General features: G+C 56.0%; 14 protein-coding genes, 1 tRNA gene and 2 pseudogenes. 8 read left to right on the top strand and 9 right to left on the bottom strand.

Annotated features, from left to right (window positions below):
- From K8V32_RS10710 to fdhD, 3 genes and pseudogenes are all read right to left on the bottom strand, one after another.
- A pseudogene (locus tag K8V32_RS10710) lies at positions 1-359 on the bottom strand (hypothetical protein); the annotation flags it as partial.
- 317 nt (positions 360-676) lie between these two features.
- Positions 677-1339, bottom strand: a complete 663-nt coding sequence (locus tag K8V32_RS10705; protein WP_303907036.1) for a DUF6318 family protein — start codon at positions 1337-1339, stop codon at positions 677-679.
- Between the two features lie 199 nt (positions 1340-1538).
- Positions 1539-2504 carry a formate dehydrogenase accessory sulfurtransferase FdhD gene (gene fdhD, locus K8V32_RS10700; protein WP_303907033.1) on the bottom strand — a complete coding sequence of 322 codons (966 nt, stop codon included), beginning with the start codon at positions 2502-2504 and terminating at the stop codon, positions 1539-1541.
- A gap of 57 nt (positions 2505-2561) precedes the next feature.
- On the opposite strand from fdhD, the gene K8V32_RS10695 reads away from it, so the two are divergent.
- The 3 genes from K8V32_RS10695 to K8V32_RS10685 are packed head-to-tail and all read left to right on the top strand — an operon-like array spanning position 2562 to position 5049.
- Positions 2562-3623 (top strand): HesA/MoeB/ThiF family protein, encoded by a 1062-nt coding sequence (locus tag K8V32_RS10695; protein WP_303907030.1) that lies wholly within the window; start codon positions 2562-2564, stop codon positions 3621-3623.
- Positions 3620-4822 carry a molybdopterin molybdotransferase MoeA gene (locus K8V32_RS10690; RefSeq protein ID WP_303907027.1) on the top strand — a complete coding sequence of 401 codons (1203 nt, stop codon included), beginning with the start codon at positions 3620-3622 and terminating at the stop codon, positions 4820-4822. Before K8V32_RS10695 ends, K8V32_RS10690 begins: the two co-directional genes overlap by 4 nt.
- Complete coding sequence (locus tag K8V32_RS10685; RefSeq protein ID WP_303907024.1) at positions 4819-5049, top strand: MoaD/ThiS family protein; 231 nt, start codon at positions 4819-4821, stop codon at positions 5047-5049. Before K8V32_RS10690 ends, K8V32_RS10685 begins: the two co-directional genes overlap by 4 nt.
- Here K8V32_RS10685 and K8V32_RS10680 read toward each other — a convergent pair.
- Positions 5046-5492 (bottom strand): molybdenum cofactor biosynthesis protein MoaE, encoded by a 447-nt coding sequence (locus K8V32_RS10680; protein WP_303907021.1) that lies wholly within the window; start codon positions 5490-5492, stop codon positions 5046-5048. The genes K8V32_RS10685 and K8V32_RS10680 overlap by 4 nt on opposite strands.
- 73 nt (positions 5493-5565) lie before the next feature.
- Here K8V32_RS10680 and K8V32_RS10675 point away from each other — a divergent pair.
- A pseudogene (locus tag K8V32_RS10675) lies at positions 5566-5994 on the top strand (OsmC family protein); the annotation flags it as partial.
- A gap of 186 nt (positions 5995-6180) precedes the next feature.
- Complete coding sequence (locus K8V32_RS10670; RefSeq protein WP_524536731.1) at positions 6181-6663, top strand: globin; 483 nt, start codon at positions 6181-6183, stop codon at positions 6661-6663.
- On the opposite strand, the gene K8V32_RS10665 is transcribed toward K8V32_RS10670, so the two are convergent.
- Entirely contained in the window at positions 6664-7335 is a 672-nt protein-coding gene (locus tag K8V32_RS10665; RefSeq protein WP_303907018.1) for a DUF8185 domain-containing protein, read from the bottom strand.
- A 100-nt stretch (positions 7336-7435) separates the two neighbouring features.
- Between K8V32_RS10665 and K8V32_RS10660 the strand changes: the two genes are divergently transcribed.
- Positions 7436-8326, top strand: a complete 891-nt coding sequence (locus K8V32_RS10660) for an acyl-CoA thioesterase (protein ID WP_303907015.1) — start codon at positions 7436-7438, stop codon at positions 8324-8326.
- A gap of 68 nt (positions 8327-8394) precedes the next feature.
- A complete protein-coding gene (locus tag K8V32_RS10655) occupies positions 8395-9753 on the top strand; it encodes an MFS transporter (RefSeq protein WP_303907012.1) in 1359 nt (452 codons plus the stop codon).
- Positions 9754-9827: 74 nt separating this feature from the next.
- On the opposite strand, the gene ettA is transcribed toward K8V32_RS10655, so the two are convergent.
- Together ettA and K8V32_RS10645 are read right to left on the bottom strand one after the other, a co-directional pair.
- Positions 9828-11510 (bottom strand): energy-dependent translational throttle protein EttA, encoded by a 1683-nt coding sequence (ettA, locus tag K8V32_RS10650; RefSeq protein ID WP_303907009.1) that lies wholly within the window; start codon positions 11508-11510, stop codon positions 9828-9830.
- Positions 11511-11589: 79 nt separating this feature from the next.
- Positions 11590-12039 (bottom strand): single-stranded DNA-binding protein, encoded by a 450-nt coding sequence (locus tag K8V32_RS10645; protein ID WP_303907006.1) that lies wholly within the window; start codon positions 12037-12039, stop codon positions 11590-11592.
- 160 nt (positions 12040-12199) lie between these two features.
- Between K8V32_RS10645 and K8V32_RS10640 the strand changes: the two genes are divergently transcribed.
- Positions 12200-12273: transfer RNA gene (locus K8V32_RS10640), tRNA-Arg, on the top strand.
- Between the two features lie 412 nt (positions 12274-12685).
- Here the strand turns inward: K8V32_RS10640 and K8V32_RS10635 are convergent.
- Together K8V32_RS10635 and K8V32_RS10630 are read right to left on the bottom strand one after the other, a co-directional pair.
- The gene (locus K8V32_RS10635) at positions 12686-13552 is read right to left on the bottom strand and encodes a DUF3037 domain-containing protein (protein WP_303907004.1); all 867 of its coding nucleotides are present in this window, start codon (positions 13550-13552) and stop codon (positions 12686-12688) included.
- A 206-nt stretch (positions 13553-13758) separates the two neighbouring features.
- Positions 13759-13941, bottom strand: coding sequence for a GntR family transcriptional regulator (locus tag K8V32_RS10630; protein WP_303906999.1), 183 nt, complete (start codon positions 13939-13941; stop codon positions 13759-13761).
- Positions 13942-13944 lie beyond the last annotated feature (3 nt).

Genomic DNA, 13944 nt, shown 5'->3' with positions numbered 1-13944 from the left:
TCGACTGGACGACCGGGTGTCTGTGTGGTCAACGTATTGCCATCACCATAGTCCCATCGATATTCAATGGGCGTGGCAACGATGGTGACTTCCTGACCAAACATGGTTTCCGTGACCGTCTGGGCCTGGTGATTACTCGCATAGAAGTTAGTGTGCGCATTCTTCAACCCGAACGGACCTCTGTCCATCACGATTTGAGGAGTTGACGGAATGAGCTCCATCAGGTCGGAAGTAGTGATAACAATTTCTACTACTTCTTCAATAAACTGAGGTTCCGTCTCCACACTGGGCCTTGAAGCTGGTCTGCCTGACATCTCTGGAGGAATAGCTGGGTCACACTCAAAATTCGGGTCGATCATGGCAGCTAATCTGTGTGATCTGTTTCGGCATTCTTCTTCAACTGGTGTGCTATTCGTAACTGAACTCGTTGCTGAAGAATTGTTGTGGTGACTGGTTTTGGCACTTGAGCGTGATCCAGAATGCGGCACGATCCTTTTAACAGTAGTTCCCTTTTGTATGGTTCGGCGCTCGTCTTTTCGAACCTGTATGGACTTACCCTGAGTATCACCTTCAAAATCCGCTGTGGAAGCTTCTGCAACCGCCAACGTGACCACCAAGCAAATGAATATCGCAAGCCAGACATGCAATGTAAGGCGTGGTCTAATTGAGCTCCGCATTATTCTTCCCAGACCACGTCGTCTTCGAAGCCTAACCACTCGACCTTCCAAATCTGCGCGGTGGCATCATAGTTTAATATTGCGAACCAATCTTGCGTATCGGTCTCGTCGAAACTCGCCTCCAAATGCTTGCCTTCTTCATTATAAAAATCTGTAGCTGGTTCTGTGAGTTCGAAATAGATGTGAGCTACCGATTCTTCCTCGTCATCCTCTTCTGAAGTAACGACTTCAGTTACGTTAACTATGATGTCACCGTGTAAGACAGACCAATATCCGTCTTCGTAATTTTTGGGCCATCCGTCGATTGATTCATGACAAAACGCACAACTATCATCAGAGACGACAGCGAGTGAATCACCATTACCCGTCAGGCTGGCAAATGCTTCTGCTTCCCAAAAATATTCCAGCGTAGCTTTGGCACCATCCTCCGAATTCTCAGTTGCTGAGACGGGTAGCCGAGGCTCAGGGACGTTTTGTGCTGGTCCGTCCGCTGAAGCTGGAACATATTCGGCCGTCTCGGCCAGCGAAGCATCAGTGGTCTTTTCTAATTCCGGGCTCTCCTCAGCTGTCTGGGAGCAACCGGTTAGCGAAATGGTGAGGATAAGCGCAGTAAAACCGCCCAGCAGCCACTTGACGGCAGACTTCTTCGAGGATGATTTCATGAGTGACGCCTTTAATCAGTTCGGAAAAGACTGTCCCCATAAATTAGCGCTTATAAAACAGAGTCACTAGGTCTGATCACCGAATTGTGGACAATTCAAGTAGTATTCGTTCCTCCGTCAACACTTATCCACAAAATGCCGGGCACGGGTTGCGCCCAGGATTACTACTGTCTAGTGCGGTTCACTCGATATCTCTGAGTTACTGAGCGACTGCGACGTCGTCGGCAATGACTTCGGGCGGCACAATGCGATCTTCGCCAGCATAGATGACACAACGATGGCCGCGGGTAAAGCCCACCAGGGTCATATCGGATTCGCGGGCGAGCTCCACAGCTAACGACGACGGCGCAGAAACTGCCACCATCATCGGTACACCGGCCATTGCGGCTTTTTGCACGAGCTCAAAGCTGGCGCGCGATGACGTTACCAGGACATGACGACGTAGCGGCAACAAACCTTGCATCAGAGCCCAGCCCAGAACTTTATCGACGGCGTTATGCCGGCCGACGTCTTCACGAACCACAAGAATTTCGCCGGTGTCGACGTCATAGAGCCCGGCACCGTGCAGCCCACCGGTCTTGGCAAAGACTTTCTGATCCTGACTGAGCTGATCAGGCAGGCTCATCACGGTGTGCTCATCAAGCGTGAAGTTTGAGCGCTCATCGAGTGGGTAGCAGCCGCTTTGGTGAACATCATCAATCGATTGACGACCGCACAGCCCGCAGGAGGAGTTCACCACCAGTTGGCGTTGTGCCGCACTGGCAGGCGGCGGAACATGCGGTGCCAGGGTGATGTCCACGACGTTATCTGAGGTGTCCTCCTGGGCGCCGGCAAAGGTGCCCAGCGTCAGTGGCATGGCCAGCGCAGCGGAAGCATCAACATCCGGGGGCAGTTGGCCCGCGGGTTTGAGCCCTTTGGGCCCACTATCTTTTTGGCAGTACCGGACATTTGCGACGTCGTCGGCGGAGTTGATAATGCCCTCGGAGAGGGCAAAACCCACGGCGAGGGAAAAGTCATGGACGGGGGTGCGCATGGTTACGGCCAGGCGCTGGCCGTTGACCCGGATTTCCAGTGGCTCTTCGACCGCCAGGGTGTCGGCACGGTGCGTTCGGCCGCCGTCTTTGGTGACGCGGGCGACCCGGATTCGAGCTTGTGAAGAACGCATGTGTCCATCCTAACGTTTGCCGGTTACTTTATGGCAGCACATTGTTAGGCTTGGAGCATGAATATTGGCCCAGATTTTATCCGTTCCAGAACGGCCCGGCATCGTCGCTTACCTGAGATTGGCGATGGCGGTGCTGCCCGACTGGCCGGCGCGCGCGTGGCCGTGGTGGGGGCCGGCGGGCTGGGTTCCACTGTGATCCCGTATCTTGCGGCTGCCGGGGTGGGACGCATTGATGTATTTGATGACGACGTGGTGGAATTGTCGAATCTCAACCGTCAGATTTTGCATTCGGTACAGCGGATCGGCCAGCCCAAGGTGGACTCGGCTGTTGCTGCCGGGCAGCGTATCGCACCTGAGGTTGAGATGGTTGGTCACCGGGTGCGCCTGGGCGAGAATTTTGCCGAGGTGGTGGGTCCGGTGCGTCCGGATGTGGTGATCGATGGTTCTGACTCATTCGATACCCGTTTTATTGTGGATGCCGGAGCTGCTGATCTTGGGGTCCCGGTAGTTTTTGGTGCGCTGATGCAGTGGTCAGCACAGGTGACGATCTTTGATGCGGCTGGAACCTATGGACCGGCGATCCGGCTAACCGATATTTTCCCAGATACCACCCAGGTGCGTGCCACCCCGGGATGTGCGGAGATGGGGATTCTGGGCTCGGTGGCCGGGATGGTGGGTACCATGTTGGCCACTGAGGCGATTAAATTGTTGCTGGGCGTGGGTAGAACGCTGCTGGGGCGGATGTTGGTGATCGACACCCTGGATATGACGACCACGGAGATCCCACTGGCGCCGTCCGAGGCAGGAGAAACGATCCGTGTCAGAGCGGTGACGCCACAGGTGCTGGATGCCACGACGACGGTGGTGGATGTGCGCCGGGCCGATGAGGTTGCCGAGTTCCCGGCACCGTTGGTGACCGTGCATGTGCCATTTGATCAGTTGCAGCATTTTGCACCGGTTGCTGGTCAGCGGATTGTGACGCTGTGTCGTACTGGACCGCGCTCGATTCGTGCAGCCCAACGTCTGGCGGCTGCTGGACATGAGGTTGTGGGGTATCTTGATGGTGGTGTCCAAGCGTTGAACACCCCGGCAGTCACCAGTGAAACGAGCTTGAGATGATCACCCAAGAAGAGCACTTATCGCGGATTTTGCACCTGATCAGCCCATTGCGGGTTACCGAGGTGCCACTCAACGAGGCTCTGGGACAGACGCTGGCGGCTAATGTGACCGCCAGCGTGGATCTGCCACCCTGGGATTCCGCGGCCATGGACGGGTATGCGATCTGCCTGCAGGACTTCACCCCCGGGACACTGCCGGTTACCAAGACCATCCCGGCCGGGCATCGTCAGCAAGAGTCCATCGGCTCCGGTGAGGCCGCAGCCATCATGACCGGCGCTCCGGTCCCCGAAGGCGCCGATACGATCGTGCCGCTGGAGTTCTTCCACGAACCCACCCAGGATGTGCCCACAGAAATTACGTTTGATCACATACCCGAAGCTAATCGGCACATCCGCAAACGCGCAGAAGACACCGCGGCCGGGTCCATTGTGGCCGCAGCCGGGACCTTCCTACGCCCGAATCACATCGGGGCTATTGCGGCCACCGGTACCGCTAGCGTCTACACGGCCCGCCAACCGAGGGTTGCCATTATCTCCACTGGCGATGAACTCGTCTCGCCCGGCACCCCGTTAGAACACGGCCAGATTCCGGATTCCAATGCCCCGCTGGTGGCTGCAACACTGGAAAGCCTCGGTGCCGAAGCAACCCACCAGGTGCGGGTGCGCGACTCAGCAGCCAGCCTGGAACACACAATCGCCCAGGTGGAGCATTCCGTGGATGCGATCATTTTGACCGGCGGCGCGTCAGTGGGCGCCCACGACATTTCCAACTACGTGCTGTCCGCCTGGCAGCACGAGGACCCAGACCAGGCCATCCGGTTCGGCGAGGTCAATATCCGCCCAGGCAAACCCCAAGGCTTTGGCCTATCCCCGGCCGGTACCCCGGTGTGGTCGTTGCCTGGTAACCCGGTGGCAGTATTTGTGTCACTACAGATCTTCGTGATCCCCGGGATCAAAAAGATGCAGCGACAAGCACCGCACCCGCGCACCCATCATGTGGTGACCACCCAAGCACTGCGCACTCCCAAAGACCTGCACTACTATATGCTGGCCACGGTTGATGACAACGATCGTGCCACCCCGCTACCATCCAATTCACACTTGGCCGCCAAAATGGCCCAGGCCACCGGTCTGCTGCACGTCCCACCCAATGTGGACGGCGTGGCCGCTGAAGGAACTGTCGAGTACATAGCCCTATGATTACCGTTCGTCTTTTTGCCGCCGCAGCCGACGTCGTCGGCACCAAACAACTCCAACTGCAAGCCGATACCGTGGCAGATGTTGTCACGCAACTGTCCGATGCGCGCACAACCGCCGAGGTGATTTCGCGATGCTCATTTCTGGTCGACGGCGCACGGGCCACCGAGCAGACTGCTCTGCAATCCGGTGCGACCGTGGATGTGCTGCCGCCCTTTGCCGGTGGTTAAATCCCAACCCAGGTGCTGCCCTCGGCTCCGAACTGCAACTTCCAGATCGGCACGCGGGCTTTAATTTCTTCCACCACGTTGCTACACACCGCAAAGGCTTCCTGACGGTGGGCGGCCGAGACCGCCACAAACAGTGCGGTATCTCCCACCTCGAGGTGACCAATCCGGTGGGCGGCGACCACACGGACCGGGAGCGGACCGTGGTCCAGTTCGTTGTGTACCTCGGTGTTGGCTTCGGCGATGATCTCGCGCAAGAACGTTGTGGCATCCGGATGCGCCGTATATTCCAGTCCGGTCACCTGGCCGGTGGCTTCCGGGTCGTGATCACGCACCACGCCCTCAAATACAACAACAGCGCCGGCGTCTGCGGCGGTGACTGCGGCACGCAGCGAAGCGGTATCCAGGATGGTCTCGGTGACTTCGGAGCGTTCAACCAAATTCATGCCCACCAGTCTAAGTGTTCGCCGCCTGGTGCAATGCGCAACCGCGCCGCAACTGCTGAACTAGACTGAGCATGTGCAACACGAGTTTTCTTTACGCGCCGAATGGAACACCGATACGACCCGTCCGCACCCGGACCGGGGGTTTAGTCGCGACGTCGTCATACAGGCCGATGGGCCCGGTGAACTCCTGGGCTCGGCTGCCAAACCGTTCCACGGGGATGCTGCCCGCTGGAATCCAGAGCACCTGTTGCTGGCTGCGCTGGCCGAATGCCACATTCTGTCGTACCTGTATGTCGCAGGCCAGGCCGAACTTGAGGTGGAAAAAATCATGGTGCGCGGCGAATTGACGCTTGAGGCCGGCGCCGAGGGTGGTCAGGTCACCTCGGCGACCCTGCACCCGGAGGTCTGGGTGGCCGATGCGATGCAACTACCGCGTGCTCGTGAACTGCACGAGGAAGCACACCGGCAGTGTTTTATTGCCCGCAGCGTGAATTTCCCGGTGACCATTGAGATCCCGCATCAGCATCAAATGCCTGAGCTACCCAAATTCTCTTCTCGTCTGGGCGCACCGATTGCCGTGTTGAAACCACGTCAGTCCAAAAAGCCCTCGCAGGTTACCGGCAATGACGACGCCCGCCTGGCCGCGATTCGTGCCGAATATGAGGCCGAACACCACCGCCGTGCCAATATTGCCGCACAGCATACTGCACCGGATGATAAGCAAGAAGATCCCAACGCAAGTGCCGAGCAAACGCAGGCTGCCGCCAAAACGGCTCAGCGAACGAATGCTCCGGCGGAACAAACCTCGTTTTACGATCAGGTCGGTGGCGAACCGACCTTCCGCAAACTGACCGCAGAGTTCTACAAGCAGGTTGCCGACGACGAGGATTTCCGGGCGATGTATCCCGAAGAAGACCTTGGCCCGGCCGAAGAACGGCTGCGCCTGTTTTTGATCCAGTACTGGGGTGGGCCCACCGATTACTCCCAGCTACGGGGGCACCCGCGCCTGCGCGCCAGACATATGCCCTTCCACATTGATACTCAAGCCCGTGAGACCTGGCTGCGGTTCATGCGCAATGCCATGGATACCCTGGAACTGTCACCCCTGCACGACGACACCATGTGGGATTACTTCCAGCGCGCTGCTCGGGCAATGCAAAACCGCCACTAACTATAGGGCCACTGCCGAACGGGCTAACACGTGCCCGCCGGTGCTGGTCAGTCGTACCCAGTGGCCTGCCGTCGAGATGGTCGTCTCCCCGCGCGGCAAAAGGAATCCCAAACTGTGGGCGCCAAGGGTGGCCCCGGCAGGGAACTCCACGTGGTCGGGATCGCCAATTTGTTCACCCCATACCGCTGATCGCACCTGCGCCAACAGTGGTGCCCCGGGAGTTGACGGCAGGCCCTCGGAGACCTTGGATATCCCGTTACGTGCGAGCTTGCGAATGTCGGCGTCGTCGACCACTGCGGCGGGAGTCCAGCCGGAGCGCGGAGGATTCAAGGCAGTCCAGGTCACCGAAATCTCAGACGGTGGCAGCGTGAAGGCCGTCGAATCTGACGAAATCATCCGATGGGTCCGATCGGTCACCGCGTCCATGGCAAATACCGAATCCAGTTCAAAACGTGGGTGGTTAGAAAAATCCAAGGCGAAGGTGCGCAGACCGATAACGATTGGTACGCCATCGCCGAGTCCTGCCGGGTGCATTACTGATACCGAGGCGGCCAGTACGTTACCGGTCACCACGAACCGTACGCCGGTGGTATCCAGGGTTTTTGCCCGGGTCACAAAGCTTTGTAAGTCTTTGACGGAGTTCAGCGAAGCGAAGGGCAAGACGTGTTCCATGGAAACAATTATGCCCAGCACGCCCACAGGGTCGCTAAGGTCTGCCCGCAATTGAGCTGACAGCACTAGAGTATGAACAAAACCCATCTGAAAGGCGCACATGGCAAATACCCCATATCCTGATGATCCCACCGACATTCTGCGTGATGTGTTGAAACTCGAGCGTGTTGACGCCGATGAACACGCCAGCACTTTTGTGGGGCACACACCGCCACAGACCGGTGGTCGTGTCTTTGGTGGCCAGGTCATGGCCCAATCACTGGTTGCCGCCAGCCACTCGGTTGATGCCGATCGGTTCCTGCATTCGATGCACTGCTACTTCATCCGCCCCGGGGATGCGACCCAACCGTTACACATCACCGTGGATCACCACCGTGACGGTCGCTCGTTTTCCGTCCGCCATGTCGAGGTCGCCCAGCATGACAAAGTCATTTTGTCGCTGACCTGCTCCTTTCAGACCGAATCCGGTGGCATTGAACACTATGAGCCGATGCCCGAAGGTATCCCGCACCCCGACCGGCTGCCACCAATTTCCGCCCTGGTGGGCATGATCGATGATCCCGCAGCTCAAGAACTGGCCTATAACCGTCCCTTTGACATTCGTTATGCCTACGAGCCGATGTTTTTACGCCCGGCAGCAGAAAAGGTCAACCGGAATATTGTGTGGATGAAAACCTTCACCCCGGTCAATGTGTCCCCCAACGTCGCAGCCGCCGGACTGGCATATGCATCCGACTACACGATCCTAGAAGCAGTCCTCCGGAACCACGGAATCACCTGGAGCCAACCGGATAAATCGGTGGCCTCTCTAGACCACGCCATGTGGTTCCATCGGCCTTTCAACCTGGATGACTGGTTATTGTTCGTCCAAGAGTCCCCGTCTGCACAATCAGCACGCGGGCTGGGCATCGGCCGTATTTACACCATCGAAGGCGACCTGGTCGCCACCGTCGCACAGGAGGGCATGATCCGACTGCCACAATATGACTGACCCACAACAAACTGCCAGGTCACCACGTGTTTACCTGGACGCCACCCCGCAATGGTTAGGATGCGAACATGTCTGAAGCCGTCACCACATCTCCTTCCGGGCACCAACCGCGGATCAAACGCTCGCACGTAACCGTGTGGGCGTTGTGGGACTGGGGGTCCGCGGCTTTCAACGCGGTCATGATCACCTTTGTGTTCGGGACCTATCTGGCATCCGAATCTTTTGGCGCTGATGATCGCGGCACCTCCTGGCTGGCCGCTGGCAACGCGATCGCCGGGGTCATCATTGCGCTGACCGCACCGGTCATTGGGCAACGCGCCGATAACGACGGCCGACGCACCATGTGGTTGGGGATCAACACCGGGCTGGTCATTGCAACCATGGCCGCATGTTTCTTCGTCCAACCCCAGGAGTCCTACCTCCTGCTGGGGGTCATCCTGTTATCAGCCGGCAACGTGTTCTTCGAATTTGCCGGCGTCCAGTACAATGCGATGCTGGTCAACATCGCGACCCAGTCAACGATCGGGCGCATCTCAGGTCTTGGCTGGGGTGCTGGCTATCTGGGTGGGATCTTTTTACTGCTATTGGCTTATGTCGGATTCATCAGTGGTGATGCCCACTGGTTCGGGATTACGAACGACGACGCAATGAACATCCGCATGGTCGCTGTGTTTGCCGCCCTGTGGTTCCTGGCATTCTCGCTACCGATCTTGATCGTGATGCGAAACCGGGAAACCACCGGACGACAACCAACAGCCCGACGTGTGTCGATCGTGCGGTCATATCGTCAGTTGATCGACACCATCGTGGAACTGTGGAAGCACCGACGCAATACCTTCTGGTTCTTTGTCGCCTCAGCGATCTTTCGTGATGGCGTTGGGGCGGTCTTTGCTTACGGCGCCATTTTGGGAACCACAGTCTATGGGGTGGACCCCGGACAGATTTTATTCTTCGGGATCGCCGCCAACGTGGTGGCAGCCGCCGGCGCATTTGTCGGTGGCTTATTCGATGACCGCTTCGGCCCCAAACGCATCATCGTGGTCTCACTGCTGGGGCTTATCGTCTCGGCTGTCATTATTTTTGTCCAGAACGGCACGCTCGCATTCTGGATCTGGGGGCTATTCCTGTGTTTCTTTGTCGGCCCTGTCCAGTCTTCGTCCCGCGCATTTTTAGGTCGGTTGACGACAGCACAAACCGCCGGGGAAATGTATGGCCTGTATGCAACGACCGGCCGATCGGTCTCATTTCTCACCCCTCTGCTCATCGCAGTCTTCGTGGGCATCTCGGGCCAGTCACGAATGATGGTTCCAGCAATCATCATTGTGTTGGTTCTGGGGCTGGTATTGCTGTGGTTCGTCAAAGATCCCAAGACCTCGGATGACGAGCCCGTACTGACAGATGTAACCGAACCACCAGCCTCGCAATAGGTCATAATTCAGGCGTTAAATGCAACTGCCCTGCACAACGTTTCAGAGGTGCAGGGCAGTTGCGTATTGAGCGACTAGTTCCGTGTCAGACGACGGTGCGTGGCACGTGCTTCGCGGATGGCATCCGGGCCGAGACGGTCCAGCTTATTGGCTTCGTAGGATTCGAAGTTTCCTTCGTACCAGTACCAGTTGGCTGGGTTTTCTTCGGTGCCTTCCCACGCGAGCATGTGGGTGGCTACACGGTCGAGGAACCAACGGTCGTGCGAGATGACCACGGCACAGCCAGGGAATTCCAGCAATGCGTTTTCTAACGAGGTCAGGGTTTCGACGTCCAGGTCGTTGGTCGGTTCGTCGAGCAGCAGCAGGTTGCCGCCTTCTTTGAGTGTCAGTGCCAGGTTCAGGCGGTTGCGTTCACCACCGGATAGGACCCCGGCTTTCTTCTGCTGGTCTGGGCCTTTGAAACCAAATGCGGAGACGTAGGCACGTGATGGCATCTCGACATTGCCAACCTGGATATAGTCCAGACCATCGGAGACGACTTCCCACAGAGACTTCTCAGGGTCGATGTTCGTACGGTTCTGGTCGACATAGGAGATCTTGACCGATTCACCGATCTTCAGGTTGCCGGAGTCGATTTCTTCCAGCCCAACCAGGGTTTTGAAGAGCGTGGTTTTTCCGACACCGTTTGGACCGATAATGCCAACAATGCCGTTTGGTGGCAGCGAGAAGCTGAGGTTATCGATCAGGGTACGACCGTCAAAGCCCTTGGAGATGTTGTCGGCTTCGATCACCTGGCTGCCCAAGCGCGGACCGGGTGGGATCTGGATTTCTTCGAAGTCCAGTACACGGGTTTTTTCGGCTTCGGCGGCCATTTCTTCGTAGCGTTCCAGACGAGCTTTCTGCTTGGCCTGGCGACCCTTGGCGTTGGTGCGAACCCAGTCGAGTTCTTCTTTCAGACGACGAGCAAGCTTAGCATCCTTCTTGCCCTGAACATCCAGACGTTCACGTTTCTTTTCTAGGTAGGTCGTGTAGTTACCTTCGTAGGGGTACAGTCGACCGCGGTCGACTTCAGCAATCCATTCGGCAACGTGATCCAGGAAGTACCGGTCGTGAGTAATAGCAATGACGGCGCCTGGATAGTTGGCTAGGTGACCTTCAAGCCATGCAACCGATTCGGCATCAAGGTGGTTCGTCGGTTCGTCAAGCAACAACAGATCTGGTTTTTCCAACAGGAGTTTGACCAGTGCGACACGACGGCGTTCACCACCGGAAAGGTGGGTGACAGGTTCATCGCCGGGTGGCAGCTGGAGAGCTTCCATGGCCTGGCCGATCTGAGAATCGATGTCCCATCCGTCAGCAGCATCGATGGCTTCTTGCAGTTTGCCCATTTCATCCATGAGGGCTTCGAAGTCTGCATCGGGTTCAGCCATTTCGGCCGAGATTTCGTTGAAACGTTGCAGCTGCTGGTAGACCTCCCCAACACCTTCCTGCACGTTTTCCAAAACTGTTTTGTCTTCAGTCAGCGGTGGTTCCTGCAACAGGATGCCCACTGAGTAGCCCGGTGATAGCCAGGCTTCGCCGTTGGAAGGCTCATCCAGGCCTGCCATGATTTTCAAGATGGTTGATTTTCCGGCACCGTTGGGTCCGACCATACCGATCTTGGCGCCGGGGTAAAAGGACATGGTTACGTCGTCGAGAATGACTTTATCGCCCACTTTTTTGCGAGCTTTGATCATTTGGTAAATAAATTCGGCCATATGCTCTACAGTAGTCGGTCGCCGCGGGAGAACGTAATTCTTCTCTTGGCGCGGCAACCGATCTACTTCCTAGCGAACATTAGGCCGATAGGGCTTCAGGTTCTTCCCACCCGTGGTCTATCAGTGGGCCATCGTGTGAGTCTTCTGCAACGATCGGTGACTTAGATTTGGTGTACCGAGTGAAGTCGGTAAATCCAAGCAGCAGGTCGTGTCCTGCGGTCACTGCATTAATCTCTGGGGTGGTACCTTTTTTGGATTCATCTTTGGAGGTCCACTGTTTGATGGTCAGCTTGCCAGACACAATAACTGGGTCCCCCACCGAGAAGGACCGAAAGACGTTTTCGGCCAGTCGCCGGAAAGCTGACACTGTGTACCACGATGTGGTGCCGTCTTCCCATTCTTGAGATTGCCGGTTAAAGTACCGCTCCGTGGCCGCCAGACGGAATTCGACGATGGCCATGCCATCATCGGTAACGAATCGGCGCGGGGCGGTAGCAACATTGCCTCGAACGGTCAGTTGGGTTTTCATGTTCCAATCCTTTCAGTCAACACTTATCCGAAGCACACTTCGAATATGTGTTTAGTCAAGGCGATACGCGCACTCCCGATGATTCGGGGACGCTAAACTGTGGATAACATGGATGTCGAATTCGAGTTGTGGACAACATTTTAGGTAGACTACCCCTGTTGCCTCAGTAGCTCAGCTGGATAGAGCAACGGCCTTCTAATCCGTAGGTCGGGGGTTCGAGTCCCTCCTGGGGCGCAACACACCCTCACAACAGCGTTCGCTCTTGTGAGGGTGTTCTTATTTAAACCGGAAACACCGAATCCACCGTGTACCCACCGCGTTCACACGAAATGCCTCATGACGACGACCACCACCGACCCGTGACAGTGAGTCTAGAAGCGGCTGATCTGTGAAGGGCAGGATCGTCACGGATCCGAGAGCTGAAACCTGCTGAGAAGTTTGGCGTAAAACGTCGGCTCAAAAACCACACTCGGATAAACCCCTCGTCGCAGATCAATTATATTTTAGCGTCATAGATTGAGCTAACAGTCACCGTTACTGTAGCCGCGACTGGGGGAAGTGATCATCCCCAGAGTGGACGCCTCATTCAAGAAGCTCGAAGACTCATCGTTAGTTATGGTCATTACGAACATACGCGTTTTACTGGTTATGCTGCGATTGCTCTTTCCGGGTGATCAACTAACTCTTCTTCGAAAACGCTCTCAATTCCAATCTTCTGCCAAGCTCGTTGGGCGTTCGTGAAAATCTGGGCTTGTGGTTTTTCCAGTGGTTCGTTGTGTACTACGAAGAGCCTATTATCTCTATTGAAGGGAAGAACATGGCCATCTCTACTTAACTGAATGTCTGCGCCCCCTTCTCGGATGAGGGTAAAACGATGTGTCAACGCATCAACAGCGTCTCGCATACGTCGTTCATCTTGATTTCTGAAGTTAATGGCATGAGTCAGCTGCCTAACGTTGTGATCACCGTGAACGGCGAAGTCAAAAACTTCATTTCTATGCTCGAAATTTGCGTAAACGTGTTTGGCGTAGTGAAGCCCCGTTGGGATTTCAACGTCCAGAGCATGTTCATACCGTTTCCTCATGCGCGTTAATGCTCTTTGGGCTGCTTCACCAACATGCTCAAGTACTAAATGGCCATACAAAAGATCAGCTAAGGAATCAGCCGATTCCCCGTACGTTGGGCGTGGCTCCGATATCTGTAGCGCGTTTTGGCGGTGCTTTCTCAGATATTCAACATCCGAAACGGACCACTGCGGCCCATTTTCAAACAGATCAATTTCACCTCGGGGCCCCGTGACTACTTCGCCTGGTAGTGATGCGGCAATCTTTTTTAGAATCGGCAATAGTTTCTCTGCGCTCCCACCGAGACGGTTCGCACGCCGAAAGTTTGTTACAAATCGGATGGCCCAGTCATCTTCAAGTCCACCAACCAGGACTCCGATGTTTACGAACTCACCACGCGTGGAATTCGGAACATGCCTCAATGTCCAGGTCATATATTCTTTGACCATCCGTCACTCCTTCCTGCGTTCAGAGCATGAATCAACATTGATCTTTCGATTACTTCCTTACGCGAATATAACCACTTGGCTGCTTCGAGCAAATTCTTATCCGAATAAACAATGGTCTGTAATTCTTTGTAAGCCACAATAAGGTCTTGTCAAAAGACGTCGGACTTCGACTGTGCGGTTTGAGCCACGACATAGCCTTCCAATACTCAGCGAGCTTCTAAGATCTGACGGAGTTCACGCACCGTAACTTCTGGGACGAATGTGCCGAGGTGCGGGTAGATGCCCAAGAGCCCTTCGGCACGCAAGTGACGCATAGCCTCACGCCGTGGAGTCCGCCCGATTACCAGGCGTTCGATCATGCGTTTTTCGTCAATGAGTTGACCAGTCAAGCA

This window comes from Enteractinococcus helveticum, assembly GCF_020742345.1.
GTDB lineage: Bacteria > Actinomycetota > Actinomycetes > Actinomycetales > Micrococcaceae > Yaniella > Yaniella helvetica_A.
This window is presented reverse-complemented; position numbering and strand designations above follow the sequence as displayed.

What these genes read in the sequence shown, in the direction of transcription:
- K8V32_RS10705 (WP_303907036.1), bottom strand. Translation starts at nt 1,339, where the DNA reads ATGAAATCATCCTCGAAGAAGTCTGCCGTCAAGTGGCTGCTGGGCGGT.
- fdhD (WP_303907033.1), bottom strand. Translation starts at nt 2,504, where the DNA reads ATGCGTTCTTCACAAGCTCGAATCCGGGTCGCCCGCGTCACCAAAGAC.
- K8V32_RS10695 (WP_303907030.1), top strand. Translation starts at nt 2,562, where the DNA reads ATGAATATTGGCCCAGATTTTATCCGTTCCAGAACGGCCCGGCATCGT.
- K8V32_RS10690 (WP_303907027.1), top strand. Translation starts at nt 3,620, where the DNA reads ATGATCACCCAAGAAGAGCACTTATCGCGGATTTTGCACCTGATCAGC.
- K8V32_RS10685 (WP_303907024.1), top strand. Translation starts at nt 4,819, where the DNA reads ATGATTACCGTTCGTCTTTTTGCCGCCGCAGCCGACGTCGTCGGCACC.
- K8V32_RS10680 (WP_303907021.1), bottom strand. Translation starts at nt 5,492, where the DNA reads ATGAATTTGGTTGAACGCTCCGAAGTCACCGAGACCATCCTGGATACC.
- K8V32_RS10665 (WP_303907018.1), bottom strand. Translation starts at nt 7,335, where the DNA reads ATGGAACACGTCTTGCCCTTCGCTTCGCTGAACTCCGTCAAAGACTTA.
- K8V32_RS10660 (WP_303907015.1), top strand. Translation starts at nt 7,436, where the DNA reads ATGGCAAATACCCCATATCCTGATGATCCCACCGACATTCTGCGTGAT.
- K8V32_RS10655 (WP_303907012.1), top strand. Translation starts at nt 8,395, where the DNA reads ATGTCTGAAGCCGTCACCACATCTCCTTCCGGGCACCAACCGCGGATC.
- ettA (WP_303907009.1), bottom strand. Translation starts at nt 11,510, where the DNA reads ATGGCCGAATTTATTTACCAAATGATCAAAGCTCGCAAAAAAGTGGGC.
- K8V32_RS10645 (WP_303907006.1), bottom strand. Translation starts at nt 12,039, where the DNA reads ATGAAAACCCAACTGACCGTTCGAGGCAATGTTGCTACCGCCCCGCGC.
- K8V32_RS10635 (WP_303907004.1), bottom strand. Translation starts at nt 13,552, where the DNA reads ATGGTCAAAGAATATATGACCTGGACATTGAGGCATGTTCCGAATTCC.